Source organism: Streptomyces sp. NPDC104309 (assembly GCF_055584025.1).
The window spans coordinates 14,739-38,356 of sequence record NZ_JBVJMV010000060.1 but is presented as its reverse complement, the minus strand read 5'-3'; the positions used below and the strand labels follow the sequence as shown (position 1 = coordinate 38,356).

Genomic DNA, 23,618 nt, shown 5'->3' with positions numbered 1-23,618 from the left:
TGCAGACCGCCCAACCACCGCAGCCATCACTCTCGTTGGCGCCACCAAGCCAAAACGAGTCAAACGCACACCAAAGCACTAAGTTACCGGTATTGAGGTTAGGGCGTCTCGTTCAGATCACGCCGGGTCTGCGTGCCCCGGTCGCCGATCCGGCCTGATCCGAACGAGAGACCGTAGGCACCAGGGTCCGTCCGGCGGACCGTCAATGCCCTCAAGGGCTCTCGGGCGGAGGACACGCGGTACGACGAACGTGCCCGTGTCGTCCAGGGCACCGCGACCGGCACCGCGATCGGCGCGGCGATCCGGCTTGGGCTCCGGGGGTGGATCCATTATCGCGGTCCGCGGAGGTGCCTGTCACCGTTCTCCGGAATGATCTCTGTATCCGATATGCACCCTTAGGGTTGCGGGAGAAGAGCACAACGCACCGATCTGACCCAGGAGTTGAGAGTGGCGCACGACGTTACCGCGCTGGCGGATGAGCTCACGGCCATGGCTGCGGCCGATCACCGGTCCTCGGTCCAGGCGCACAGCGAGGACCCCGCCGAGCAGCTGGCGTGGCGCCGGCTGACCGCGCGGCACGGTGACCGACTCAGTGAGATCATGGACGAGTACGGCTGGCCGACGGCCGAACTGATCGGCGCGGAGGCCGCCCGCGCAGTGTGGCTGATCGCCCAGCACGCCGACCGACAGCTCGACGTTCAGCGACGCGCGCTCCAGCTGATGCAGCGGGCGGTTTCGGCAGGCTCGGCCAGCCCGCGCGAGCTGGCTTTTCTGCAGGACCGCACACTGGTCAACGAGGGCCGCAAGCAGATCTACGGCACACAGATCGCCGGCGTGAAGGACGGGTCGCCGGTTCCCTGGCCCTGCGAAGAGCCCGATCGCATGGACGACCTCCGCGCGGAAGTCGGCATCGAGCCCTTCGACAAGTACGTTGCCAAGTTCGCGACGGCCTGACGTCCCAGTCGCGTCCGGCGGATCATGCCCGAGGCTCACCTGCCCCGGGCATGATCCGCCGGACGGCGGCAGTTTGACGGCACGGCCTGGAGATCGAGCTGGAACTCGACCGACTTGTGCGTCGGCTCGAAGCCGAGCGCGTCGTTGACGCTCCGCATGTACGTGTTGCTGTCCGCGGTGTCCGCCAGCAGGCCGCCGAGGGCCGGGTGGCGTTCGCGGGCCTGCAGGATGGACTGCGCCTTCATCCATCGTGCGAGGCCGTGCCCCCGGTGTTCGGGGAGGACTCCGGTGCCGTAGTGCTGGCCGTCGCCCTGTCCTTCGCCGGGGACGACCAGTTCGGTGAAGCCCACGATCGTGGAGCCGGACTCGTCGACGGCGGCAACGGTGTGGAGCAGCTCGCCACGTGCCGCGACGGCAGCCGCCGCGGCACGGACCCGCGCCACGTCCCAGTCGACCGTGCCGTAGTCGGTGTCGTCCATGGGCATGTCGTCCATGGCGCGGCGCGATGCGGCGAACGTCGGCGCGAGGTCGTCGGGGACGGCGCCGTCCCAGGACACCAGGCGGTAGCCCGGATGCGACTGTCCGACGATCCTGCGGAGAGCCGCGGTGTCGGTCTCAGTCAGCGGAAGGCGGGCGTAGGTCAGGGTGAGGACCTTGCGCAGCCCCTTGGCCCGCAGAAAATAATCACCGGAGGAATCTGCCTCGGCCCATGTGATGACGCTGCGTCGGCCCTCCTCGCGGGCAGCGGCGACAGCCGCGTCCAAGCAACTGTGAACCGATGCCGTTGCGGCGCTCAGCCGGGTGGGCATGGAGTTCCAGTTCGGCGAGGTGGTCCTGGCCCTCGCGGGTGAAGAGGCGCAGGAACGCAGACCCGACCGGGCTGCCCGCAGGGTCGGAAGCCAGCCACGCCATCCGGTGGCTCGCGCCGGAACGGTCGGGGTCGGTCAGTGCGGTGATGCGTATCGACAAGATGTCTCCTCCGCGCCGAGGGCGTCGGGCAGGACGGGTGAGCGGGCGTGCGGCCCGGAGAACCACATCACCCCGCACGGGCCACGGCAACCGGATGTCGCGGCCGTCGCCGCCGACCCGGTGCGCACACCGTGGTACGGTGCAGTTGGCGCGTGTGTACATCTCGGTTCGAGACACCGGTGCCGTCTTCTTCTGGTAGAGCTGCTGCGCCCGTCCTTCTGCGACCGGCGATCCGGCTTTCCCGCACCACTTCTTCCAGTCCGGTACGGATCTTCTCCGTCCGGGCTTTCCCGCCCGTCGTCCGGGGCGTGATGCCTTCCGCCCCCGTACCGTCCGGGCCCTTTCATTCGCCATGTCCGCGAAAGGACCACCCGCATGACCAGCATCCTCGAACTCCCCATCGGTCAAAAGGAATTGCCCACCAAGGCTCACGGCCTCCTCGACCTCACCCACCAGGGGCACGGCACACTGCGCCTCCAGCGCGACCGCTCCTCCCCCGGCGACGTGCAGGTCCCCGCCGCCCTGATCCGCCGCCACGGCCTGCGCAAGGGCGATGTCGTAGAAGGCCTCTGCGAGCGGCCCCGCGCCCTGTCCGGGGTCGTACGGGTCAACGGCCTCTCCCCGCAGGCGCTGCGCGGCCGGCCCCATTTCCGTGATCTGACCCCGCTCCACCCCCGGCAGCGGCTGCGCCTGGAAACGCCGTCCGGCGGTCCGGCGACGCGCCTCGTCGATCTGGTGTCCCCGATCGGCAAGGGGCAGCGCGGACTCGTCGTCGCACCGCCCAGAACCGGCAAGACGGTGCTGCTGCAACAGATCGCGGCAGCCGTCGCCGCCAACCACCCCGAGTGCCATCTGATGGTGGTACTGCTCGACGAACGCCCCGAAGAGGTCACGGACATGCGCCGGTCCGTACGGGGCGAGGTGCTCGCCTCGACGTTCGACCGGCCGGCGAAGGAACACATCTCGCTCGCCGAACTCGCGGTCGAGCGCGCCAAGCGCCTGGTCGAACAGGGCCGGGACGTCGTCGTCCTGCTGGACTCCCTCACCCGGCTGTGCCGCGCCCACAACAACGCGTCCGGCGCGGGCGGACGCACCCTCAGCGGCGGCGTCGACGCTGCCGCACTGCTCGGTCCCAAGCGGCTCTTCGGGGCCGCGCGCCTCGCCGAGGAGGGCGGCTCCCTCACCATCGTGGCCACCGCTCTGGTGGAGACCGGCTCCCGCGCCGACGACTACTTCTTCGAAGAGCTGAAGAGCACCGGCAACATGGAGCTCCGGCTCGACCGTTCGCTGGCGGACAGACGGATCCACCCGGCCGTCAACATCCCGGCGTCCGGCACTCGGCGTGATGAACTCCTGGTCCCGGATGCCGAGTTGCGAACGGTGCACGGCCTGCGTCGCGCGCTGCACTCCAGGGATCCGCAGACAGCCCTCGAAACGCTGCTGGACCGGATCCGGCGCACCCCGGACAACGCGGCCTTCCTCCGTACGGTCCACCTCACCGTTCCCGATGCCTGAGCCTGTCCGATCGGGGCGGGACGGCGCAATAGCATGGACCGCTCCTGCACGATCCGCCCCCGACGAGCACAGGGAGAGCAGGCACATGGAATTTCGCCGCCTCGGCCGCAGTGGTCTGACCATCAGCGAGATCGCCTACGGAAATTGGCTCACCCATGGCTCCCAGGTGGAGGAGGACGCGGCGGTTGCCTGCATCCGCGCGGCCCTCGACGCCGGGATCACCACCTTCGACACCGCGGACGTCTACGCCGAGACGCGGGCCGAGGCCGTGCTGGGCCGGGCGCTCAAGAGCGAGCGCCGCGCGGGACTTGAGGTGTTTACCAAGGTGTACTTCCCGACCGGCCCCGGCCACAACGACCGGGGACTCGGACGCAAGCACATCATGGAGTCCATCGACAACTCGCTGCGCCGCCTGCAGACGGATTACGTGGACCTCTACCAGGCACACCGCTACGACCACTCGACCCCGTTGGAAGAGACCATGGAGGCGTTCGCCGACGTCGTCCGCTCCGGCAAGGCCCTCTACATCGGCGTCTCCGAGTGGACGGCCGACCAGCTCCGTGCCGGACACGGTCTGGCCCGCGAGCTGCAGGTGCCGCTGATCTCCAACCAGCCGCAGTACTCGGCGCTGTGGCGGGTCATCGAGAGTGAGGTGGTACCCGCTTCGGAGGAACTGGGCATCGGGCAGATCGTCTGGTCACCGATCGCTCAGGGCGCCCTCACGGGCAAGTACAAGCCCGGCGCGCCGCTCCCGGCCGGCTCCCGGGCGACGGATGAGAAGGGCGGGGCGAACATGGTCGCCGGCTGGCTGCGCGACGAGGTGCTGGAGCGCGTCCAGCAGCTGCGGCCGCTCGCCGACCAGGCCGGTCTGAGCCTCGCCCAGCTCGCGGTCGCGTGGGTGCTGCAGAATCCCAATGTCTCCGCCGCCATCATCGGCGCCTCCCGGCCCGAGCAGGTGACGGAGAACGCCGCGGCGGCGGGTGTGACACTCGACGCGGAGCTGCTGAAGAGCATGGACGACATCCTGTCCCCGGTGGCGGAACGGGACTCCGGTCTGACGGCCGGTCACGAGAGCAACAGCTGACTCGACCGTCCTCGGCCAAGGGGCAGGTCCCGCTGTCCGGCGGGCCCTGCCCCTTCTCCTCGATCCTTCCGAACCGTGCGCGGATCACCGCTCCGAGAGCCGTGAACAGGGTCAGACACCGGTGTGCAGCGATGCGGTGTGCTCGCGGACCTGTGCCGGTGTGAGATAGGAGTCCGTGTACTCGAAGTCACGCAGCTTGGCCGGCTTCCGGGCCTGGAAGCCGGTGCGCACGAAGTCGTCACCCGCCATGGCGTTGAGCAACCAGTTGGTCATGACCCGCGCCTTGGCCACATTGGTCCGCAGCGCCGTCCAGTGGTAGCCACGGGCGACGGCCTGTGCCAGGATTCCGTGCATTTCGAGGCCGATCGGCTTGGATACCGCGTCCTTGCCTCCGAGGTCCACGACCAGTCCGAGGTCCGTGTGCACGTACGGTTTCAGCGGCTTGTGGCGGAGCGTGGCGATGAGGTTGTCGGCGAGCCTGCGGCCCTGGCGCGTGGCGTGCTGCGCGGTGGGCGGGCAGACCGCCCCGGCGTCCTTGCTCAGGTCCGGTACGGCCGCGACGTCACCGAGCGCGAACATGCCGTCGAAGCCCGGCAGGCTCATCTCGGGCGTCACCGCGAGCCGGCCGCGTACCGTCTCCGCGTCGAAGGTGGAGACCAGTGGACTCGCGGTGACTCCCGCCGTCCAGATCAGCGTGCGGCAGGGCACCACCCGGCCGTCGGTGAAGGTCACCTGCTCCGGCCCGGCCTCGGCGACGGAGACCCCGAGCGACACCTCGATGCCGCGTGCACGCAGCACCTCCAGGGCGCTCCGGCCGAGCTTGTCCCCCAGCTCGGGCATCAGCTTCGGGGCGATGTCGATGAGGTGCCACTTGATCAGCCTGGGGTCGAGTCTCGGATAGTGCCTGACCGCGTTGGTGGTGAGGCGCTGCAGACAGGCAGCCGTCTCGGTGCCCGCGTATCCGCCGCCGACCACCACGAACTGGAGTCGCGAAGCCCGCTCGTGCTCGTCGTGACTGGCATCCGCGAGATCGAGCTGAGCGATCACGTGGTCCCGTACGTACGCGGCCTCGGCGAGCGTCTTCATGCCCCGGGCGTTGTCGAGCAGGCCGGGGATGTCGAAGGTACGGGTGACACTGCCGGGGCTGAGCACGATGTAGTCGTAGGGCTGGTAGACGACCTCGTCGGTGATCTTGCGGATGACGCAGACCTTCGCCTTGGGGTCCACTCCGATGGCACCGCCCGGGATGATCCGGGTGCGATGCTTGCGGCTCCGTCGCAGCGACACCGCGACCGACTGCGGGGTGAGCACTCCTGCCGCCACCTGGGGCAGCAGAGGCAGATAGAGCTGGTACGAGAACGGGGCGACGAGCGTGATGTCCGCCTCGCCCGGGACGAGCCCGCGCTCCAGACGGCGCACGCACTCCACCCCGGCGAATCCGGCGCCGACAACGAGGATCCTGGGTCGTGCCACGGTGTTCGTCCCTTCTCGGGCATGCGCGGTCGTCCGTTCGCCTGCCCCGTCGCACGCGCCCGTCATCTCTCATCTTCACTAGCCGCGGCCGACTTCGCCTGCTGGGGACGGCGGACGGACGACAACCCCGGGTCAGCGGGCGAGCAGGGCGACCGCCGTGCAGGTGCCGCCGACCGCGCCGACGAGCACGACGCCGGCCGCGACACAGCGGGCCCTGAGCTCGCGGTAGCGCGCGTCGTATTCTCCGCGCAGCTGGACGGCGCGGACGGAGATCCGCCAGAGCATGGCCCGCGATGTGGTGACACGGTCCGCGATATAGACCCGCTCCACCTCCTCGCGCTGTGCCGTGGTGAGCCACGGCAGCTCGTCGGTGAATCGGTCCGCCTGCCGTCGGGCCTCCTCGACCTCGGCGTTCCACATCAGATAGCCCTCCAGCTGTGCCAGACCGCGCGCACAGTCCTTGTCCGGGTCCACTCGCTCCTCCTCTCCCGGGACCGCCCTGCTCATGCCCCGCTGTCCCCCGGGACCGCGCTCGTGCCGGTGCCGGGACGATTGATCGCTTCGTCGAGGGCACGGACCGAGGGGTGGTGCAGGTCGAACGCCGGGGATTCGGAACGGATCCGCGGCAGCGTGAGGAAGTTGTGCCGCGGCGGCGGGCAGGAGGTCGCCCACTCCAGCGAACGGCCGTAGCCCCACGGGTCGTCGACCCCGACGTTCTTGCCGTACCTGGCGGTCTTCCACACGTTGTAGAAGAACGGCAGCATCGACAGACCGAGCAGGAACGAGGAGATCGTCGAGATCGTGTTCAGCGCGGTGAAGCCGTCCGAGGCGAGGTAGTCCGCATAACGACGCGGCATGCCCTCGGCACCCAGCCAGTGCTGCACCAGGAACGTGCCGTGGAAGCCGACGAACAGCGTCCAGAACGTGATCTTGCCGAGCCGTTCGTCCAGCATCTTGCCGGTGAACTTCGGCCACCAGAAGTGGAATCCGGCGAACATCGCGAAGACCACGGTGCCGAAGACGACGTAGTGGAAGTGCGCGACGACGAAGTACGAGTCCGAGACGTGGAAGTCCATCGGGGGCGACGCCAGGATCACACCGGTCAGACCGCCGAAGAGGAACGTGACCAGGAAGCCGATCGACCAGAGCATCGGTGTCTCGAAGGACAACGATCCCTTCCACATCGTGCCGATCCAGTTGAAGAACTTCACTCCGGTCGGCACCGCGATGAGGAAGGTCATGAACGAGAAGAACGGCAACAGCACACCACCGGTGACGAACATGTGGTGCGCCCACACGGTCGCCGAGAGGCCCGCGATGGCGATCGTCGCACTGATCAGACCGATGTAGCCGAAGATCGGTTTGCGGCTGAAGACCGGGATGATCTCACTCACGATCCCGAAGAACGGCAGAGCGATGATGTACACCTCCGGATGGCCGAAGAACCAGAAGAGGTGCTGCCAGAGCAGCGGCCCGCCATTGGCCGGGTCGAAGACGTGCGCGCCGAACTTCCGGTCCGCCTCCAGCACCAGCAGGGCGGCCGCGAGGACCGGGAAGGCCAGCAGGACGAGTACGGCGGTCAGCAGGACGTTCCAGACGAAGATCGGCATGCGGAACATCGTCATTCCGGGGGCACGCATGCAGATGATCGTGGTGATGAAGTTGACCGAACCGAGGATAGTGCCGAAGCCGGAGAAGGCCAGACCCATGATCCACATATCGCTGCCGATGCCCGGTGAGCGGACCGCGTCGGTCAGTGGGGAGTAGGCGAACCAGCCGAAGTCGGCCGCGCCCTGCGGGGTGAGGAAACCGGCCACCACGATGATCGAGCCGAAGAGGTACAGCCAGTACGCGAACATGTTCAGCCGTGGGAACGCCACGTCGGGCGCGCCGATCTGCAGCGGCATGATCCAGTTCGTGAAGCCGGCGAACAGCGGCGTCGCGAACATCAGCAGCATGATCGTGCCGTGAATCGTGAACGCCTGGTTGAACTGCTCGGGCGAAACGATCTGGATCCCGGGACGGGCCAGCTCGGCGCGCATGACCAGAGCCAGCACACCACCGACGATGAAGAAGGCGAACGACGTGACCAGGTAGAGCGTGCCGATCGTCTTGTGATCGGTGGTGGTCAGCCACTTGATGACGACGTTGCCCGGTTCCTTGGCGCGTACCGGAAGCTCGTTCGCGTACGCCTCGTCTTCCTCGGCTGCCCCTGATGTGCCCGTCGTCGTCACTGGGACGCTCCTTCGATCTCATGCGCGAGTGGACTGGGCACCCGGCAGGGGCCCGACTCCACCGGGATGGCCGACAGGCCGGTCCCGCGCGCGTCACGCCAGATTCCAGGTGCAGCAAATCAGCCGCGGGGCCACTATGTGCGGCCCGGCGCCCGCCGTCGCATGACTTTCACTCGTCAGGGCGTCCTCGGCCGACGGCCGGGCCCGCCCGCACACCGTCGGCGCCGGTGCGGACTTCCGTGCGGGCGACGGGCGACGCCGCGGCTCGGAGATCGGGGCGCGGCGCCCTCATCCGCTCAACCGGCAATGCCCGCACAGCGGTTCACATCTCCGAGTCGCCGGATCCTCGCAGGGCGCCTCCAACTCCCCTGCGGGGCGGCGCCGTTACCGCGGGAGACGGCGAACGCCCGGATCGGTGACCGGCTCGGGAATCGCTGCTGCGCCGCTCAGGCCAGCCCCCCTGTGGCGCGTACGTTCTGGCCTGTCATCCACCGGCCGTCGTGGCCCGCCAGGAAGGCGACCACGTCGGCGACGTCCTCGGGTTCGCCCAGTCGGCCGAGAGGTGTCATTCCCGCGACTGCTTCGAGCGCCTCCGGCTCGTTGGCGCCGCGCAGCATCTCGGTGTCGGTCGCACCGGGTGAGACGGTGTTGACCGTGATCCCCCGGGCTCCGAGTTCGTGGGCCGCGACGGCGGTGAGCTGCTCGACCGCTCCCTTGCTGGCGGCATACGCGGAGATGCCGGGGCCCTGCCGCACGGTGTTGGCCGTGGAGATGTTCACGATGCGGCCGCCGTCGCGCATCCGCCGGGCCGCGTGGCGGATCGTCATGAAGACCGCTCGGGTGTTGACTGCCATCACCTTGTCGAACACGTCCGGTTCGGTGTCCGCGATGAGGGACGGGGGGAGGCACAGCGCGGCGTTGTTCACCAGGATGTCCAGACCGCCCAGCCTCGCCTCGGCGGCCTCCATCAGCTGTTGCGGCCCGTCCGGATCGGCGAGATCGATACGGACGGCCGATGCTTCGCCGCCCTTGTCCCGCACCGCGCGGACGACCTGCGCGGCCGCTTCGTCGCTGGTGGCGTAGTTGAAGACCACGTGCGCCCCGTCGCGGCACAGGCGCTCGACGATCGCGCGGCCGATGCCCCGCGATCCTCCGGTGACCACGGCGTTCCTGCCTGTCAGCACAGTCCGTCCCCCTTCGAAAGCGGTTGATCCGGGTCAATCGAACCTACCGGCGGAGCGGCTGCTCGTACGGGATTTCGCGGAGAACTTCCGGCACCGCCGAGCGCTCGCGGCGGCCCGCGGCATCGAGGAACCGCCCCGGCCGGGCATGGTGCCGACCGGGGCGGGAGAGCTGAGGGCGCGCGCCTGGACGCGCCCCCTTCCGCGGCTGTCGCGTCAGCCGATGGCGGCGATGGCCTGCGTGAACGTCGCCGACGGACGCATGACGGCCGCGGCCTTGGCCGGGTCGGGCTGGTAGTAGCCGCCGATGTCGGCCGGCGACCCCTGGACCGCGATCAGCTCGTCGACGATGGTCTGCTCCTGCTCCTGCAGCGTCTTCGCGAGCGCGGCGAACGCCTGCGCGAGCTGCGCGTCGTCGGTCTGCCGCGCCAGCTCCTGGGCCCAGTAGAGGGACAGGTAGAAGTGGCTGCCGCGGTTGTCGATGCCACCCAGCTTGCGGCTCGGCGACTTGTCCTCGTTGAGGAAGGTGCCGGTCGCGCGGTCGAGGGTGTCCGCGAGGACCTGGGCACGCGCGTTGCCCGTGGTCGTGGCCAGGTGCTCGAAGCTGGCCGCGAGCGCGAAGAACTCACCGAGGCTGTCCCAGCGGAGGTAGTTCTCCTTGACGAGCTGCTGGACGTGCTTGGGCGCGGAGCCACCGGCACCGGTCTCGAACAGTCCGCCGCCGTTCATGAGCGGAACGACGGAGAGCATCTTCGCGCTCGTGCCCAGTTCGAGGATCGGGAACAGGTCGGTCAGGTAGTCACGCAGCACGTTGCCGGTCACCGAGATGGTGTCCTCGCCTCGGCGGATGCGCTCCAGCGAGAACGCGGTCGCCTTCTGCGGCGACATGATCTCGATCTGCAGACCGTCGGTGTCGTGGTCGGCGAGGTAGGCCTTGACCTTGGCGATGAGCTGCGCGTCGTGGGCACGGTCCTCGTCGAGCCAGAAGACGGCCGGGACGCCGGTGGCGCGGGCGCGGGTGACGGCGAGCTTGACCCAGTCCTGGATCGGCAGGTCCTTGGCCTGGCACATGCGGAAGATGTCGCCCGCGCCCACGACCTGCTCCAGCACGACATTGCCACTGCCGTCGACGACCCGCACCGTACCCGTGGTGGGGATCTCGAAGGTCTTGTCGTGGCTGCCGTACTCCTCGGCCTTCTGCGCCATCAGGCCGACGTTCGGCACCGAGCCCATGGTCGACGGGTCGAAGGCGCCGTTGGCCTTGCAGTCGTCGATCACGACCTGGTAGACGCCCGCGTAGCTGCTGTCCGGCAGGACCGCGATGGTGTCGGCCTCCTTGCCGTCCGGGCCCCACATGTGGCCGGACGTGCGGATCATGGCCGGCATGGACGCGTCGACGATGACATCACTGGGGACGTGCAGGTTCGTGATGCCCTTGTCGGAGTCGACCATGGCCAGCGCGGGGCCTTCGGCGAGCTCGGCCTCGAAGGATGCCTTGATCTCGGCGCCCACGTGCGGCACCGAGTCCAGGCCCTTGAGGATGCCGCCGAGGCCGTCGTTCGGGGAGAGACCGGCCGCGGCGAGCACCTGTCCGTACTTGGCAAAGGTGTTCGGGAAGAAGGCGCGGACCACGTGGCCGAAGATGATCGGGTCGGAGACCTTCATCATGGTGGCCTTGAGGTGGACGGAGAACAGCACGCCCTCGGCCTTGGCGCGGGCGACCTGCGCGGTGAAGAACTCGCGCAGTGCCGCGACGCGCATGACCGCCGCATCGACGACCTCGCCCGCGAGCACCGGTACCGACTCACGCAGAACGGTGGTGCTGCCGTCGTCGCCCGCGAGCTCGATGCGCAGCGAACCGGCCTCGGCGATGACCGTGGACTTCTCGGTGGAGCGGAAGTCGTCGACGCCCATGGTGGCGACGTTCGTCTTCGAGTCGGCCGACCAGGCGCCCATCCGGTGCGGGTGCGCCTTGGCGTAGTTCTTGACCGAGGCGGGGGCGCGGCGGTCGGAGTTGCCCTCGCGCAGCACGGGGTTCACCGCACTGCCCTTGACCTTGTCGTAACGCGCGCGGACGTCCTTGTCCTCATCGGTCCGCGGGTCGTCCGGGTAGTCCGGAAGCGCGTAGCCCTGCGCCTGCAGCTCGGCGACGGCAGCCTTCAGCTGCGGGATCGAAGCCGAGATGTTCGGCAGCTTGATGATGTTGGCCTCGGGCGTCTTGGCCAGGGCACCGAGCTCGGCGAGCGCGTCGTCGATGCGCTGGCTCTCCTGGAGGTACTCGGGGAAGACGGCGATGATGCGCCCGGCCAGCGAGATGTCGCGGCTCTCGACATTGACCCCGGCCGTCGAGGCGTACGCCTGGACCACGGGCAAGAACGAATAGGTCGCCAGGGCCGGAGCCTCGTCGGTGTGTGTGTAGATGATGGTCGAGTCAGTCACCCTGTGCTCCGCTCCACGTCTGCAACATTGCTTGACATCAAGATATCTCGTGATCGCCGGCCACTCGACAGGGCCCTGCCCCCTTGCCCGGCCGCGACCGTCACGGGCTCCAGGTTCAGGGACGCCCCGACGGCGGGACCTGCTCCCCGGGCGGCACCGGACCCGGCGGGGTGCCGTCGCCGAACGGGCGTCCGCCCAGCTCCTCCCGGTGGTGCGGGGTGAGCCAGCCCGACAGGTCGGGGCCGACGGGCACGATGCCGGTGGGGTTGATGCCGGTGTGGACCCGGTAGTAGTGCTGCTTGATGTGGTGGAAGTCGACCGTGTCACCGAAACCGGGCGTCTGGTACAGGTCCCTGGCGTACGCCCACAGAACGCGGTCCTCGGCCAGCTTCGAGCGGTTGCACTTGAAGTGTCCGTGGTAGACGGCGTCGAAGCGCACCAGGGTGGTGAACAGCCTGATGTCCGCTTCGGTAAGGGATTCGCCGACGAGATAGCGCCGGTCCGCGAGGCGTTCGGACACCTGGTCCAGGCGGCGGAACACGTCCTGGTACGCGGCCTCGTACTCGGACTGTTCCGCCGCGAACCCCGCGCGGTACACGCCGTTGTTCACATCGCGGTAGATGCCCTCCATGACCTCGTCGATCTCGTCACGCAGGCGTTCGGGATACAGGTCGGGGGCGCCCTGCCGGTGCAGCGCGGTCCATTCGGTCGCGAAGTCCAGCGTGATCTGCTGGTAGTCGTTGGTCACGAGCCTGCCGCTGGGTACGTCGACGATCGCGGGAACGCTGACCCCGCCGGGGTAGTCCGGCTCCCGGGTGTCGTACGCCTCGCTCAGATACCTGATGCCGAGCACCGGATCCCGGCCGCCCTCGTCCAGGGTGAAGCGCCAGCTGCGGTCGTCCTGGATCGGATCGGCGATGGCCAGTGACAGGGCATCCTCCAGTCCGAGGAGTCGCCGGGAGACGAGGGAACGGCTCGCCCACGGGCAGGCGCGGCTGACGACCAGCCGGTAGCGCCCGGCCTCGACGGGCCAGCCGTCCCGGCCGTCGGCGGTGATGCGGTCGGCGAAGTGGCTCCTGGACCGCTTGAACGCCTTGTGCCCGTAGGCCGCGTTTGCGACGGTGGCCGTTCCGGTCTCGCTCTGCTTCATGGTGTTCTCCCTCTACGTTGGCGTTCTCCCCGCGGACGGTCTGCGGGCGGACCGATGGACGCGCATCCGGCTGCGGCGCTCCCCGTGCACATCTGCCAGCCCGATGATCAGGGCGACGACGACGAAGGCGACCGCGACGACGAGTCCGTGGTCGTACGCGATGGCCCACCCGTCCCCGCCCACTTGCGCGAAGAACATCGAACCGACCGCGGCGATCCCGATCGCCGAACCGACGCGCTGGGCGGTCTGGAGGGTTCCGCCGGCGCTGCCCGCACCCGCCACCGGAACTTCGGACAGGGTCAGTGTCTGGTTCGGGGCGATGACCAGGCCGCTGCCGAGACCCGCCAGCAGCAGCGGGGCCGCCATCGCCCACCCCACGCCCCGGCCGGGCACGAGGTGCGCGGCGAGCGCGGTGACCGCCAGCCCGAAGGCCACCGTCGCGAGCCCCGCGACGACGAGAGGCCGCCCGAACCGGCCGACGAGCCGGCCGCCGGGGCCTGCCGCGACCGCCGCGCCCACGGCGAAGGGTGTGATGGCGAGTCCCGCCTGCAGGGCGGAGTAGTGCAGGCCGCTCTGCAGGTAGAGCGTGGTGATGAAGAAGATCGAGGTGAATCCGGCGAAGTACAGCAGGATCAGCAGACAGCCCAGCCAGTAGGAGCGGACCCGGAACAGCGACAGGTCCACGACGGGCTGCGTGCCGCGCCTGCCGCACCAGGACTCCCACCCGACGAAGGCGGCGAGCAGCACAACGGCGCCCACGAGCAGCAGCCACTTCCGGTCTCCGGGCCACTGCTGCGACTGGACGAAGGGCAGCAGCAGAGCGAGCACACCCGTGCCGAGCAGGAGCACTCCGAGCGGGTCGAGGTCGCGCAGGCGTACCCGTCCGGCCGCGGGGGTGTCCGGGAGCAGGCGCCGGGCCAGCAGGAGGCAGGCGGCGCCGAGCGGCAGGTTGACGTAGAACACCCAGCGCCACCCCTCCCCGGCACCGGCCGCCTGGATCAGCAGCCCTCCCGACAGCGGGCCGACGGCGGTGGAGACACCGACCACCGTGCCGAACATGCCGAAGGCCCGGCCGCGCTCGTCACCGGAGAACATCTGCTGGATCAACGCCGAGATCTGGGGTGAGATCAAGCCCCCGGCGAGACCCTGGACGAGCCGGGCGACCACCAGCCACAAGCTGGACTGCGCGACTCCGCAGGCCGCCGACGCCAGGGTGAACAGTGCCAGCCCGATCATGAACACCTCGCGGCGTCCGCGCGCGTCACCGAGCCGTCCCGCGGGGATGAGGAACAGGCCGAAGGCGAGGGAGTAGCCGGAGAGCACCCATTGCAGGTCGGACTCCGGCGTGTGGAGCCCCTCCCGGATCGACGGCAGGGCGACATTGACGATGGATACGTCGAGCAGGGTCATGAACCCGGCGATCAGACACACCGCGAGCGCCTGCCAGCGGCGCGGGTCCGGAGTACGAGGGCCCGAGGCGGGAGGGTCGTCCCACCCCGCAGCACCCCAGTGACCTGCGCTCTCTACCATGGCTCGCACCCTAGGACCAGGCGCCCCGATACTCATCCCGGCAGGGCCGCGGCAGCGGCTTTTCCGGCGTCCGTTCCAGCGGACGGAGGGCACAGGTCACGGCCGTGCCCCCTGGGAAGAGGGGACGCGGCCGTGGCGGTCCGTGAAGGCCCCGGGACGGCGGCCCGCGCCCAGCGGCCCGGCCTGACGGCCCGCCTCGCCTTCCTCGACCTCGTCCCGCCGACGCCTGCCCAGGTGCTGGCCGACCTGCGCGGCCCGGTGGTGCTGGTTCCGCTGCTGCTCAGCACGGGCCGTCACATCCGGGTCGACCTCCCCGCCGTACGGGCTGCCTCCCCGCACCTGGACATCCGGTTGGCCGCGGCGCTCGGTCCCGATCCGCTGCTCGCCGCGGCGCTCGGCGACCGACCCGCCGAAGCGGGCTGGTCCCCGGCACGATCCGGGTCGGATGCCGTCGTGCTCACGGCCGCCGGGCCCACCGATCCGGACGCCGCCGCGGACACCGTACTGATGGCCGACCTGCTCGGGCAGCGGCTCGGGCACCCGGTCATCCCCGCTTACCTCTGCGGGAGTACGCCGACGCCGGCCGACGCGGCGGGGGCCCTGCGCGCTGCGGGCCACCGCCGGGTGGCGGTCGCCCGCTATCTGATGGCCCCCGGCCACTTCGCCCGTCGGGCACGGGGAGCCGGCTCCTGTCTCACCTCCGACCCGCTCGGCGAACACCCCGATGTGGTGCGGCTGGTCCTGAAACCCTTCGACGAAGTGTCCGGGTGCGCGGTGCGTCCTGGTGACGGAGGGGCCCTGGCCGGCCGCGACGCCCGGGACATCCCGCAGAACCCCGCGCACGGCGCTGACCGATGGGCCTGCGGACCGGACCGACGATCCCCACGGCCCGTCCGTGCGGCCGAGGGCTCCGGCCGCGGCAAGCCCGCCCCGTGGGTTCGGCATCACGGCGTGCCTTCCGGGCTGAGCGGCTCAGCGGTTCCACAGCCACGGCTCGCGCCGGATCCAGAGACCGCGCCGAGCCGACCACTGGGTGCGCGGACGGGTGCGTGGACAGCTGTACGTGTACGGCCCGGCTGGGCTCGTACAGCAAGCAGGTGGCTGCCGTGCCCGCCGACCGCGCCTGCCGTCCCGATGGCCACCGCTGTGGCACTGTGAATGACGCTGCCGACCATCGGAGGCCGACGTGACCGTGCTCGTCTGGATTGACGAGGGCACCTGGCGGGCCGCGGTGGACGCCGCCCGCACCCACGTCCGGGCCCGAGACGCGATCACCCTGCTGCACGTCACCGGCGACGACGTCGCCGAAGCGGCGCACGGCGCATTCGCCGGTCTGCTCGGCCGGGGCCACGCCGAGCGCGACCCCGGCGACCGGGTGGCGGCCCTGTCCGCGAGCGCCGCCGCCGCGCTCCTGGACGCGGCCGCCGAGCGTCTCGGCCGGCCCGCGACACGGCTCCGGGCCCACGGCCGTATCGAAAGGGAAGTCGTCCGCGCCGCCGAGGACGCCGAGTTGCTCGTCTGCGCCCGCGACGGCGACCGCCGTCCGGGGCCTCGCAGCCTGGGACCCGCGACACGCTTCGTCGTCGACCACGCCTCCTGTCCCGTCCTGCTGGTCTGGCCCGAAGCACCGCCCGGCATCGACGCCCCGCCACCGCACCCGCCGTCCCCTTGACGACTCGGCCTCCCAGGGCACTCGGACCCACTGCCCGTGCGCTGCGGACCGGCCGACGGACTGTCCGCTGCGAGTGGGGCTGCGAACACGGACACATTGGGTCACCCGCCCCGATCCGGGAGTGGCGCGAAGTCGCACAACCCCGGCCAGCGGAACCGGAGATGCGGTGGTCACCTATCCAAGGAACGCCGCGGCGGTAGCCACGAACCCATCAGGATCGTCGAGCCACGGAAAGTGGCCGGCGCCAGGCTGAACAACGAACTCCGCGTCCGGGAAGAGCCCGGCGAATTCGGCCATCACACGCGGCGGGGCGCCCAGGTCCACTTCCCCGGCGAGCAGCAGTACCGGCGCCGCGAACCGTGCGAGAGCCGCGCGTGCAGCCTCCGGATCGAAAGCTCCTTCGGCGCCGAAGACGGCCGCGGCTTCCGCGTTCGTCTGTTCGTCCTCTGCGGCCCGATGGGCTCGGGACGCCTCGTCCCACCGCCCGTAGAAGAACGGTGCGACGGCCCGCCAGCGGTCGTCCGTCGCCTGGCCGGCGACGATGGCCTCCAGGGCCTCGAACGCAGGCCCGAACCACGGCTGATCCTGCCTGAGCCGCGCGGTCTCGCGCCGGACGTCCCCGGTGATCGCGACGCCGACGGCCCGGGTACTCGGTGTGATCAATGCGAGCCTGCTGACGCGCTCCGGGTGGCGGCCCACGTACAACGCCGCCAGATTCGCACCCGCGGAGTGTCCGATCAGATCCATCGTTTCGAGGCCGAGATGCTCGCGCAGGGCGTCCACATCGTCGACGAGCCGGTCGCAACGGCAGGAGGCGACGTCTTCCGGGATCGCGGACTCGCCGGTGCCCCGGAGGTCCAGCATGACCAGTTGCCGGTGCGCGGAAAGGCCGCCGAGTTCCCCGAGGTACTGGGACGCCTGCATGGGCCCTCCGGGCAGGCAGACCGCAGGAGCACCGTTTCCATACACGTGGTACGCAAGTGTGGTTCCGTCATGGGCGGCGAAGGTAGGCATGGCGAGGACCCTGTCAGCGGATTTCGTATCGGACAACCGGGTTTCCGTCGTGCTCGGAGGGCCCGGACGCGGCGACCTCGGCGCGCCACGTGCCCCGGCTCCACGCGCCCCCTTGAGCCCCTCCGGCTTTCCGCGGAAGTGAACGGAGAGCGGCAAGGGGCGAAGGAGTTCCGACAGTTCCGGGTCCTCGTCAGTCCCGTGAGTTGCCGAAGAGGATGCGGTAGCCGATGAGCAGGACGAGGGAGCCGCCGATCGCCGCACCCCACGTGGTCATGTCGAAGAAGTGGTTCTCCACGGGCCGGTCGAGAAGGCGTGCCGAGAGCCAGCCGCCGACGAAGGCGCCCGCGATACCGATGAGGGTGGTCCCGATCAGACCGCCGGGATCGCGCCCGGGGAGCAGGACCTTGGCGATGACTCCGGCGACAAGCCCGAGGATGATCCAGCCGATGATGCCCATGTTCGTCGTTCCTGTCGTCGGGCCGTACCCAGGAGAGGCGGTCCCGGACCGGCAGCGGTGCGTTGCTTGGTTGCGCAACTGTACAGATGAGGACGCGGGGCGGGCTGTGCGGGTTGCGCGGTGAACGCCCTTCCATCGGGGCTCTCAAGGCGCGGCCGGAGGACCGGAGTTCTCTCGGGCCGCCCGCACCACGGCCGTCGGCGGTGCGGGACGGCGAACCGGGCCATCGGCGTCGGTGGCCGGCATCGCTCGGGGGCTCCCGAGGGCGGCCTAGACTGGGGAGGTTCACAAGCGATCCTGCGGAGATGGGAGTGACTGGCGGTGGCGACAGGCGTCGACAGCTTCGAGGACCCGTCCGCCGAGGTACTCGCGGAGGCGGCCTCGGCATTCGGGCTGCTGGCGTCCTCGGCGCGGCTGCACATCATGTGGGCGCTGGCCCAGGGCGAGAGCGATGTGACCGGACTCGCGGAGCGGGTGGGTGGCGCGCTGCCCGCCGTCAGCCAGCACCTGACGAAGCTGAAGCTCGCGGGACTCGTACGCTCGCGTCGCGAGGGCCGACGGATGGTCTATTTCGTGGACGACCCGGACATCGTGACCGTGGTGCGACTGATGGTCCGTCAATTGGCCGCGCGCGCCGATGCCACGGCCGAGCCGGTACGCGCGCGTCGCGGGATCGGCGCCTGAGGTCTCCGAAATCGCGGGCGCTCCTCTCCGGTGCCGACCCCGCCGCCGACCGCCCCGGTCCGCGACGGAGCGTGTCGGTCGGCGGGGCCGTAAGACCCCGACTTCGCTTCAGGCGCTGTCGTACGTCGGACAACGGTCGGCGCCCGCTCACGGGCGTGTGATCCGAGGCGCGCCCGATCAGGTTCGTCGCGTTCGCGTGGCCCGCCGGGCGGACCGTGGCGCGGACTCCCGCCCTCGCCGGGCGGCACGCTTGCGTGTTGCATGAATGGCTTGCGCGGGGCGGAGCGTCACCGGAAACCCACCGCGCTCCCCCGGGTGGACGGCACTGCGCCGAACCGCCGCTGCAGCACTGCCCTGCGCCGAAACCGGCTGAACTCCGTAGGCTGTGGGAAACACAGGTGACGTACGGGAGGGGCAGCGAACGGTGACGGACTCCGGGGCGCGTCGACGATGGCTCGGGGTGCTGGTACTGGTGCTCGCGGCATGGTTCCTGGTGCGCTGCGGTCATGCGTCGCAGCCCGCGGACAGTCCGCGAACCACCCCGGCCGGCGGGTCACCGGGCGCGACCGCCGCTGCCTCCCCGAGCACTCCTGGCACTCCGGCACCCGTCGCGAGCAGCCCGGACGCGCCGCTGCCCGGGTCCTACGACCCGGCGTTCTACGCCCCGCAGGTACGCACCCACGCAACCCGGGCGGACGTCGATCCGAAGTTGTTGATGGCGATCCTCTACAACGAGTCGTACAAGCCGCACGACCCGGAGATGGAGCGGGCCTGGCAGCGTTACAAGCCGGATGCCTCCTTCGGTGTCGCGAACATGCACCGTGCCGCCTTCGACGAGACCAAGCGGCGACATGGTTTCGCGAATCGCCGGTGGGAGGAACTGCCCGACGACCGGGACCTGGCGATCGAGGCGGCCGCCTGGCATCTGCACGACCTGGCCGCGCAATTGCCGGCCCACTGGCCGGGGACGTACACGAAGGACGAACTGCTGGCACTGGGCTACAACACCGGGTCGGGCAACATGCTGGCGTTCGCCCGCGGCGCACACCCGGGCAGTCAGGCGCAGTCCTACCTGGACCGGCTGCACGCCAACTGGGCCAAGGCCGGGAAATCTGTTTCCGCTCAGCCGTAGGGAAGGTCCTGCGGATCACGCGGCAAGAGCGAGGACGCGCATAAGGGCGACCGCTTCGACCTCGCGGCCGAGACGGTCGCCGCACGGTCGGCTTTCGCGCGGGATCCCGTGAGCTCCACGTGCCGCGAAGAAGTGCCCGATCGGCAGGGGCACGGACCCTGCGGTGCGGTGGTGGGCGCTGTCCGCTTCCCCGCTTGCGCGGACGTGCCACGCGAAGGGGTGCTCGGCAGCCGAGCCCGCCGGACGCCTATGGTCGTGTCCATGACGAGGGCCACGTCGCCGCGCCCGCTCGATGTCGAGTCGCTCTTTCCGGAACTGGCCGCGTTCCGGGGCACGACCACCCGGCTGCACCCGAGGCCGGGCAGCCCTGACATGTCGGCAAGTTCCGTGGGCGGGCCGATGCTGTGGCCGACGGACGAGCCGTGGCCGATGTGCCCCGAGGCCCATGGCCGTGGGCACGGTCGGCGCTCGGCGGACGTCCACCCGAAGCGACAGCTCTGGCCGCCGCGTGGGCCCGCGAACCCTTCTCGGGTCTCACGGACGAGGAGCGGACGCTTGCGGACGAGCTGGACCGGCGCCACCGGATCCCGGGCGCCTTCGAGACCGGCCCACTGCCGCTGCTCGGCCTCGCGCAGTTGTACCGGCGGGATGTCCCCGACCTGCCCACGGGGCCGGACGACTGCGACCTGCTCCAGGTGTTCTGGTGCCCGCTCGACGCTCACGGCACGAGCGGGCACGACATGCTGCTCCACCTGCGATGGCGCGGCTCGGCGGAGGTCCGCGATGTGCTGCCCCTGCAACCGCGACCACAGGTCGTCGGCTACGACGGGTACGTGCCCGAGCCCTGCGTGCTGCACCCCGAGCGAGTGGTCACATACCCGTTCGCCGGCCTTCTGCCCGCGGATCTGTGCGCCCGGATCGACGTCTGGGAAGAGGCCCTTGACCAGTGAGGGCGGGCAGTCGACGGATGACGACGCGGCCGAGCCGCTCGGCTACCAGTACGCCCTCTCCATCCCGCCCGGCCGGCGAGTCGGAGGATTCGCGTCCTGGCACGCGACCGACCCGTACCCGATGAACTGCCTGACGTGCACGACGCCGATGGAGCTGCTGCTGACCATCGACAGCTCCGAGTGGGACGGCGGCAGCGGCAGCTGGAAACCGGCCGAGGAGCGAGAACTCCGCTCACATCCGTTCGCCACGCCCACCCGGGTCGTCGTGGGTCGAAGCGGTGAGCTCAACATCTTCATCTGCCCCACTGATCCCGTGCACCCGCATCGCTGGAGCATCCAGTAGGCATCCGGCCCCGGCTCGTCGCCCGGACCAACAGCCGTACAACCGTCCTGAGGAGGCCTGATCATGTTCGGCGCACTGCTGATGACCGTGGTACTCGCACTGTTCGTCCTGACTGTCGCCTGGGCCGTCATCGGCATACACGCCCTGCTTCTCGGGCGCATGCCGGGTCGATGGCTTCAGCGTCGAGTCCGACAGCCGAGACTCTGGGGCCTGGGTGCCGTGCTCATGGTCCTGAGCTGGAGCGCCCAGTCGCCGTCGCTCCTCGCCATCGGGATCGGGCTCGTCGCCCTGGGCCACGTCGTGAAGTCGACGAGGTGACACGGCAAGCATCGGCACCGGGACGTTGAACCACGGTTCGGCGCCGTGGCGGCCGACCCCAACGCGGCGCGGCAAGGTACGGCACCGAGGCACGCGAGCCAGGCCTGAGCCGAACGAGAGGCCCTAGACCCGGAAGGCCTTGCGAAGGAGTTCGCCGAACTGGACGGGGTGCGTGGTCAGGCCGATGTGCCCGCCAGGGAAGTACTGGAGTTCTGCGCCGATACGCTCGGCCAGGAATGCGGCAGTACGGTAGGGCAGCTCACCCCGTGAGTCCTGGCCGCAGGCGAGCACGAGCTGGTCCGACAGTGCCCGCAGTCGGTGGAGGTCGGGGGTGTAGGACATGAAGCCGGGCACGATGCGCTCGACGAAGTACGGCAGGTTGGCCATCGTCTGCTCGGCCCGCGCGGCTGCTTGTGGCGGAAGCTTGATCTCGGCCTTCGGCCCGGTGGTGTCACCGGCCTTCCTCAGGCCCTCGGCGAACGCGGCCATCGCCGGCATGAGCCCCTGAGTGTGGAACGTTGCCTGCACGCGCGCGATGAGCGCGCGATGTTCGGCGGCGTCCGGCAGGACCTCCACTGCCGGCGGTTCGTGCGCCACGACGCGTTCGAGGCGTTGGGGATGGGTGGTGAGCAGGTGCAGGGCGACGATCGCACCCGAGCTGGCACCGAATACCCGGGCGGGCTCACCGTGCGACAGCAGTTCCAGCATGCGGAACGCGTCGTCGGCGTGCTCGGCCACTCGCTGCTCGGCCTCGGGGTCGTCCAGGGTGCTGCGGGACATACCGCGTGGGTCGTAGGCCGCGACGGTGTATTCGGCGGCCAGGTCGTCGGCGACGCCGTCGAAGGAGGCCGCGCCGCCCGTCCCGCCGGGGATCAGCAGCAGGAGCGGGCCCTGGCCGCGCACTTCGTAGTGCAGGGTCGCGCCGTTCACGGGCAGGCTGCCGATGGTCGGGGCGGTCATGGGGAGTCTCCTTCTCGGGATGGGGGCCAGTGCTCCAGGAGGGTGTGCAGGGCGTCGAGGGCGCGGACCCAGGAGTGCTGAGGTGAACGCTCGTGCGCGAACCCGCCCGCGGCCTCCAGAGCGACGAACCCGTGGAACGTGCTGCGCAGCAACCGGACCGCGTCGGTCAGGTCGGGCTCGGCCAGTCCGTAGCCGCGCAGCATGCCGTAGGTCAGCTCGATCGCGCGCCGTGGTCCGGGCGCCCCTGCGGCCAGTTCGGGGTCGATCTGCATCGGGGTCTGGGTCGCCATGTAGCGACCCGGATGCTGGTGGGCATACTCCCGCCAGGCGTTCGCAAACGCGACCAGCGCGTCCTTGCCCGCCCGCCCGGCGGTCGCCTCCGCGATCAGGATGGTCTTCTCGTCCGCCGCCAGCAGTGCGATCCGTCCGCGCAAGTCCTCCAGGCTACGGACGTGCGTGTAGAGGCTCGCGTCCTTCACGCCGAGCTGCCGCGCCACCTGCGACATGGTCACCTGGTCGAGCCCGACCTCATCCGCCAAGTCGGCGCCCGCGATTGTCACCCGCTCCGCCGTCAGCCCGGCCCGCGCCATGCACCCTCCCAGATCCTAGGGTCACTAGTTATAACCTAGGAGCTCTAGGAAAGCCAAGAGCCTTCACCCAGGCGCCGCTGTTGCGGATGACGGGAAATCAGAACGGGCCACCAGCACCTGTGCGTACGAATGCCCGCTGACCGCCGAGGTGGACAACGGGTCGAGCGGCAGGTTGATGGCTTCCCTCCGGCCCCGCCGCCGGCCACCCCACCGCCGCCCCCTGCCGGAAAGCGACGGATCGATCCACGTCCACCGCGTGTCGACGGACGGCACACCGAACCGACGATCGGACGATCCAATCCAATCGACTCAAATGTGCAACTCAGGAGGGAAGCCGGTCCAGCGCAGCTCGGCGGGCAGATGTCGCATGTCATTGGAGACGAGGACGGAAGCGGGGCGGCCGGGCGCGTAGCGGATGACCGTCAGCGCCGCGTTGCCGTGGTTGAGTCCGAGCCAGCGCCACTTCGGCGCGTACATGGCGTCCCTGACGAGCCAGGCGACCAGGAAGTTGTGGGTGACGACCAGTTCGTGCCGATCCAGTTCCCCGTCCACCGGCCGGGTGAACAAGTCCAGCGCCTGGCGGGCCAGCGCCGGTCCGCGGTTTCGCTCTTCGCCCGTGGCGCCGTCGAGAAAGCGGAGAAAGAACTCTGCGGACTCCGCCGGAAGCTCTTGCCTTGTCGGCAGGTAGGGGACGTAGTCACCGGCCGCTTCCGAGACGTGCAGAGGAGCGTTCTTCAGCTGCTCCCCGATCAGACATGCGGTCTGCTCCGCCCGGGGCAGCGGGCCGTGATGGAGAGCCGCGAGGGGAATACCCCGGAGGCGTCGACCGAGCAGTACGGCCTGCCGACGGCCGTTCTCCGTCAGCCCGCTCTCGTCCGGCAATGCCTCACCGTGCCTGACGAGATAGAGGTAGCGGGTGGCCGTGCCGATCATTCCTCGCTCCTTCGAACCTGCCGGCGATCTTGTGTA

At 69.9% G+C, this 23,618-nt stretch carries 22 protein-coding genes and 2 pseudogenes; 11 read left to right on the top strand and 13 right to left on the bottom strand.

Annotation, left to right across the window (positions count from 1 at the left end):
- Nucleotides 1-195: 195 nt before the first annotated feature.
- Together ACZ68L_RS41975 and ACZ68L_RS41970 are read left to right on the top strand one after the other, a co-directional pair.
- A pseudogene (locus tag ACZ68L_RS41975) lies at nucleotides 196-318 on the top strand (IS5/IS1182 family transposase); the annotation flags it as partial.
- A gap of 129 nt (nucleotides 319-447) precedes the next feature.
- Nucleotides 448-954 carry a DUF6624 domain-containing protein gene (locus ACZ68L_RS41970; protein WP_469588894.1) on the top strand — a complete coding sequence of 169 codons (507 nt, stop codon included), beginning with the start codon at nucleotides 448-450 and terminating at the stop codon, nucleotides 952-954.
- 35 nt (nucleotides 955-989) lie between these two features.
- Here the strand turns inward: ACZ68L_RS41970 and ACZ68L_RS41965 are convergent.
- A pseudogene (locus ACZ68L_RS41965) lies at nucleotides 990-1,923 on the bottom strand (GNAT family N-acetyltransferase).
- A 375-nt stretch (nucleotides 1,924-2,298) separates the two neighbouring features.
- Between ACZ68L_RS41965 and rho the strand changes: the two are divergent.
- Together rho and ACZ68L_RS41955 are read left to right on the top strand one after the other, a co-directional pair.
- Nucleotides 2,299-3,438, top strand: a complete 1,140-nt coding sequence (gene rho / locus ACZ68L_RS41960; protein WP_469588890.1) for a transcription termination factor Rho — start codon at nucleotides 2,299-2,301, stop codon at nucleotides 3,436-3,438.
- Between the two features lie 85 nt (nucleotides 3,439-3,523).
- Entirely contained in the window at nucleotides 3,524-4,522 is a 999-nt protein-coding gene (locus tag ACZ68L_RS41955; RefSeq protein WP_469588888.1) for an aldo/keto reductase family protein, read from the top strand.
- Nucleotides 4,523-4,633: 111 nt separating this feature from the next.
- On the opposite strand, the gene ACZ68L_RS41950 is transcribed toward ACZ68L_RS41955, so the two are convergent.
- From ACZ68L_RS41950 to ACZ68L_RS41920, 7 genes are all read right to left on the bottom strand, one after another.
- Complete coding sequence (locus ACZ68L_RS41950; RefSeq protein ID WP_469588881.1) at nucleotides 4,634-5,995, bottom strand: NAD(P)/FAD-dependent oxidoreductase; 1,362 nt, start codon at nucleotides 5,993-5,995, stop codon at nucleotides 4,634-4,636.
- Between the two features lie 132 nt (nucleotides 5,996-6,127).
- Entirely contained in the window at nucleotides 6,128-6,502 is a 375-nt protein-coding gene (locus tag ACZ68L_RS41945; protein ID WP_469588878.1) for a hypothetical protein, read from the bottom strand.
- Nucleotides 6,499-8,229: an aa3-type cytochrome oxidase subunit I gene (gene ctaD / locus ACZ68L_RS41940; RefSeq protein WP_469588875.1), complete on the bottom strand. Its 1,731-nt coding sequence runs from the start codon at nucleotides 8,227-8,229 to the stop codon at nucleotides 6,499-6,501. Before ctaD ends, ACZ68L_RS41945 begins: the two co-directional genes overlap by 4 nt.
- A 446-nt stretch (nucleotides 8,230-8,675) precedes the next feature.
- Nucleotides 8,676-9,413 carry a glucose 1-dehydrogenase gene (locus ACZ68L_RS41935; protein ID WP_469588873.1) on the bottom strand — a complete coding sequence of 246 codons (738 nt, stop codon included), beginning with the start codon at nucleotides 9,411-9,413 and terminating at the stop codon, nucleotides 8,676-8,678.
- Nucleotides 9,414-9,626: 213 nt separating this feature from the next.
- A complete protein-coding gene (locus ACZ68L_RS41930) occupies nucleotides 9,627-11,849 on the bottom strand; it encodes an NADP-dependent isocitrate dehydrogenase (protein WP_469588870.1) in 2,223 nt (740 codons plus the stop codon).
- Between the two features lie 115 nt (nucleotides 11,850-11,964).
- A complete protein-coding gene (locus ACZ68L_RS41925; protein WP_469588867.1) occupies nucleotides 11,965-12,999 on the bottom strand; it encodes a glutathione S-transferase family protein in 1,035 nt (344 codons plus the stop codon).
- Between the two features lie 12 nt (nucleotides 13,000-13,011).
- The gene (locus tag ACZ68L_RS41920) at nucleotides 13,012-14,529 is read right to left on the bottom strand and encodes an MFS transporter (protein WP_469588864.1); all 1,518 of its coding nucleotides are present in this window, start codon (nucleotides 14,527-14,529) and stop codon (nucleotides 13,012-13,014) included.
- Nucleotides 14,530-14,661: 132 nt separating this feature from the next.
- Between ACZ68L_RS41920 and ACZ68L_RS41915 the strand changes: the two genes are divergently transcribed.
- The gene (locus tag ACZ68L_RS41915; RefSeq protein ID WP_469588861.1) at nucleotides 14,662-15,687 is read left to right on the top strand and encodes a sirohydrochlorin chelatase; all 1,026 of its coding nucleotides are present in this window, start codon (nucleotides 14,662-14,664) and stop codon (nucleotides 15,685-15,687) included.
- Between the two features lie 28 nt (nucleotides 15,688-15,715).
- The gene (locus ACZ68L_RS41910) at nucleotides 15,716-16,201 is read left to right on the top strand and encodes a universal stress protein (RefSeq protein ID WP_469588858.1); all 486 of its coding nucleotides are present in this window, start codon (nucleotides 15,716-15,718) and stop codon (nucleotides 16,199-16,201) included.
- Nucleotides 16,202-16,375: 174 nt separating this feature from the next.
- On the opposite strand, the gene ACZ68L_RS41905 is transcribed toward ACZ68L_RS41910, so the two are convergent.
- The gene (locus tag ACZ68L_RS41905; RefSeq protein ID WP_469588856.1) at nucleotides 16,376-17,215 is read right to left on the bottom strand and encodes an alpha/beta fold hydrolase; all 840 of its coding nucleotides are present in this window, start codon (nucleotides 17,213-17,215) and stop codon (nucleotides 16,376-16,378) included.
- 190 nt (nucleotides 17,216-17,405) lie between these two features.
- The gene (locus ACZ68L_RS41900) at nucleotides 17,406-17,672 is read right to left on the bottom strand and encodes a GlsB/YeaQ/YmgE family stress response membrane protein (RefSeq protein ID WP_469588853.1); all 267 of its coding nucleotides are present in this window, start codon (nucleotides 17,670-17,672) and stop codon (nucleotides 17,406-17,408) included.
- 315 nt (nucleotides 17,673-17,987) lie between these two features.
- Here ACZ68L_RS41900 and ACZ68L_RS41895 point away from each other — a divergent pair, with 315 nt between their 5' ends.
- The 5 genes from ACZ68L_RS41895 (at nucleotide 17,988) to ACZ68L_RS41875 (ending at nucleotide 21,099) form a co-directional block, all read left to right on the top strand.
- Nucleotides 17,988-18,356 carry an ArsR/SmtB family transcription factor gene (locus ACZ68L_RS41895; protein ID WP_469588896.1) on the top strand — a complete coding sequence of 123 codons (369 nt, stop codon included), beginning with the start codon at nucleotides 17,988-17,990 and terminating at the stop codon, nucleotides 18,354-18,356.
- Nucleotides 18,357-18,741: 385 nt separating this feature from the next.
- The gene (locus tag ACZ68L_RS41890) at nucleotides 18,742-19,488 is read left to right on the top strand and encodes a lysozyme family protein (protein WP_469588850.1); all 747 of its coding nucleotides are present in this window, start codon (nucleotides 18,742-18,744) and stop codon (nucleotides 19,486-19,488) included.
- Between the two features lie 422 nt (nucleotides 19,489-19,910).
- Nucleotides 19,911-20,438 carry a hypothetical protein gene (locus tag ACZ68L_RS41885; protein WP_469588848.1) on the top strand — a complete coding sequence of 176 codons (528 nt, stop codon included), beginning with the start codon at nucleotides 19,911-19,913 and terminating at the stop codon, nucleotides 20,436-20,438.
- Nucleotides 20,428-20,781: a hypothetical protein gene (locus ACZ68L_RS41880; protein WP_469588845.1), complete on the top strand. Its 354-nt coding sequence runs from the start codon at nucleotides 20,428-20,430 to the stop codon at nucleotides 20,779-20,781. Before ACZ68L_RS41885 ends, ACZ68L_RS41880 begins: the two co-directional genes overlap by 11 nt.
- 63 nt (nucleotides 20,782-20,844) lie before the next feature.
- Nucleotides 20,845-21,099, top strand: coding sequence for a hypothetical protein (locus ACZ68L_RS41875; protein ID WP_469588842.1), 255 nt, complete (start codon nucleotides 20,845-20,847; stop codon nucleotides 21,097-21,099).
- A 123-nt stretch (nucleotides 21,100-21,222) separates the two neighbouring features.
- Here the strand turns inward: ACZ68L_RS41875 and ACZ68L_RS41870 are convergent, their stop codons facing one another.
- The 3 genes from ACZ68L_RS41870 to ACZ68L_RS41860 all read right to left on the bottom strand — a co-directional run bounded on the left by ACZ68L_RS41870 (nucleotide 21,223) and on the right by ACZ68L_RS41860 (nucleotide 23,582).
- Nucleotides 21,223-22,059: an alpha/beta fold hydrolase gene (locus ACZ68L_RS41870; protein ID WP_469588840.1), complete on the bottom strand. Its 837-nt coding sequence runs from the start codon at nucleotides 22,057-22,059 to the stop codon at nucleotides 21,223-21,225.
- A complete protein-coding gene (locus ACZ68L_RS41865; protein ID WP_469588837.1) occupies nucleotides 22,056-22,649 on the bottom strand; it encodes a TetR/AcrR family transcriptional regulator in 594 nt (197 codons plus the stop codon). The genes ACZ68L_RS41870 and ACZ68L_RS41865 overlap by 4 nt, the downstream gene beginning before the upstream one ends.
- 309 nt (nucleotides 22,650-22,958) lie before the next feature.
- Nucleotides 22,959-23,582 carry a histidine phosphatase family protein gene (locus ACZ68L_RS41860; RefSeq protein WP_469588834.1) on the bottom strand — a complete coding sequence of 208 codons (624 nt, stop codon included), beginning with the start codon at nucleotides 23,580-23,582 and terminating at the stop codon, nucleotides 22,959-22,961.
- Between the last annotated feature and the right edge of the window lie 36 nt (nucleotides 23,583-23,618).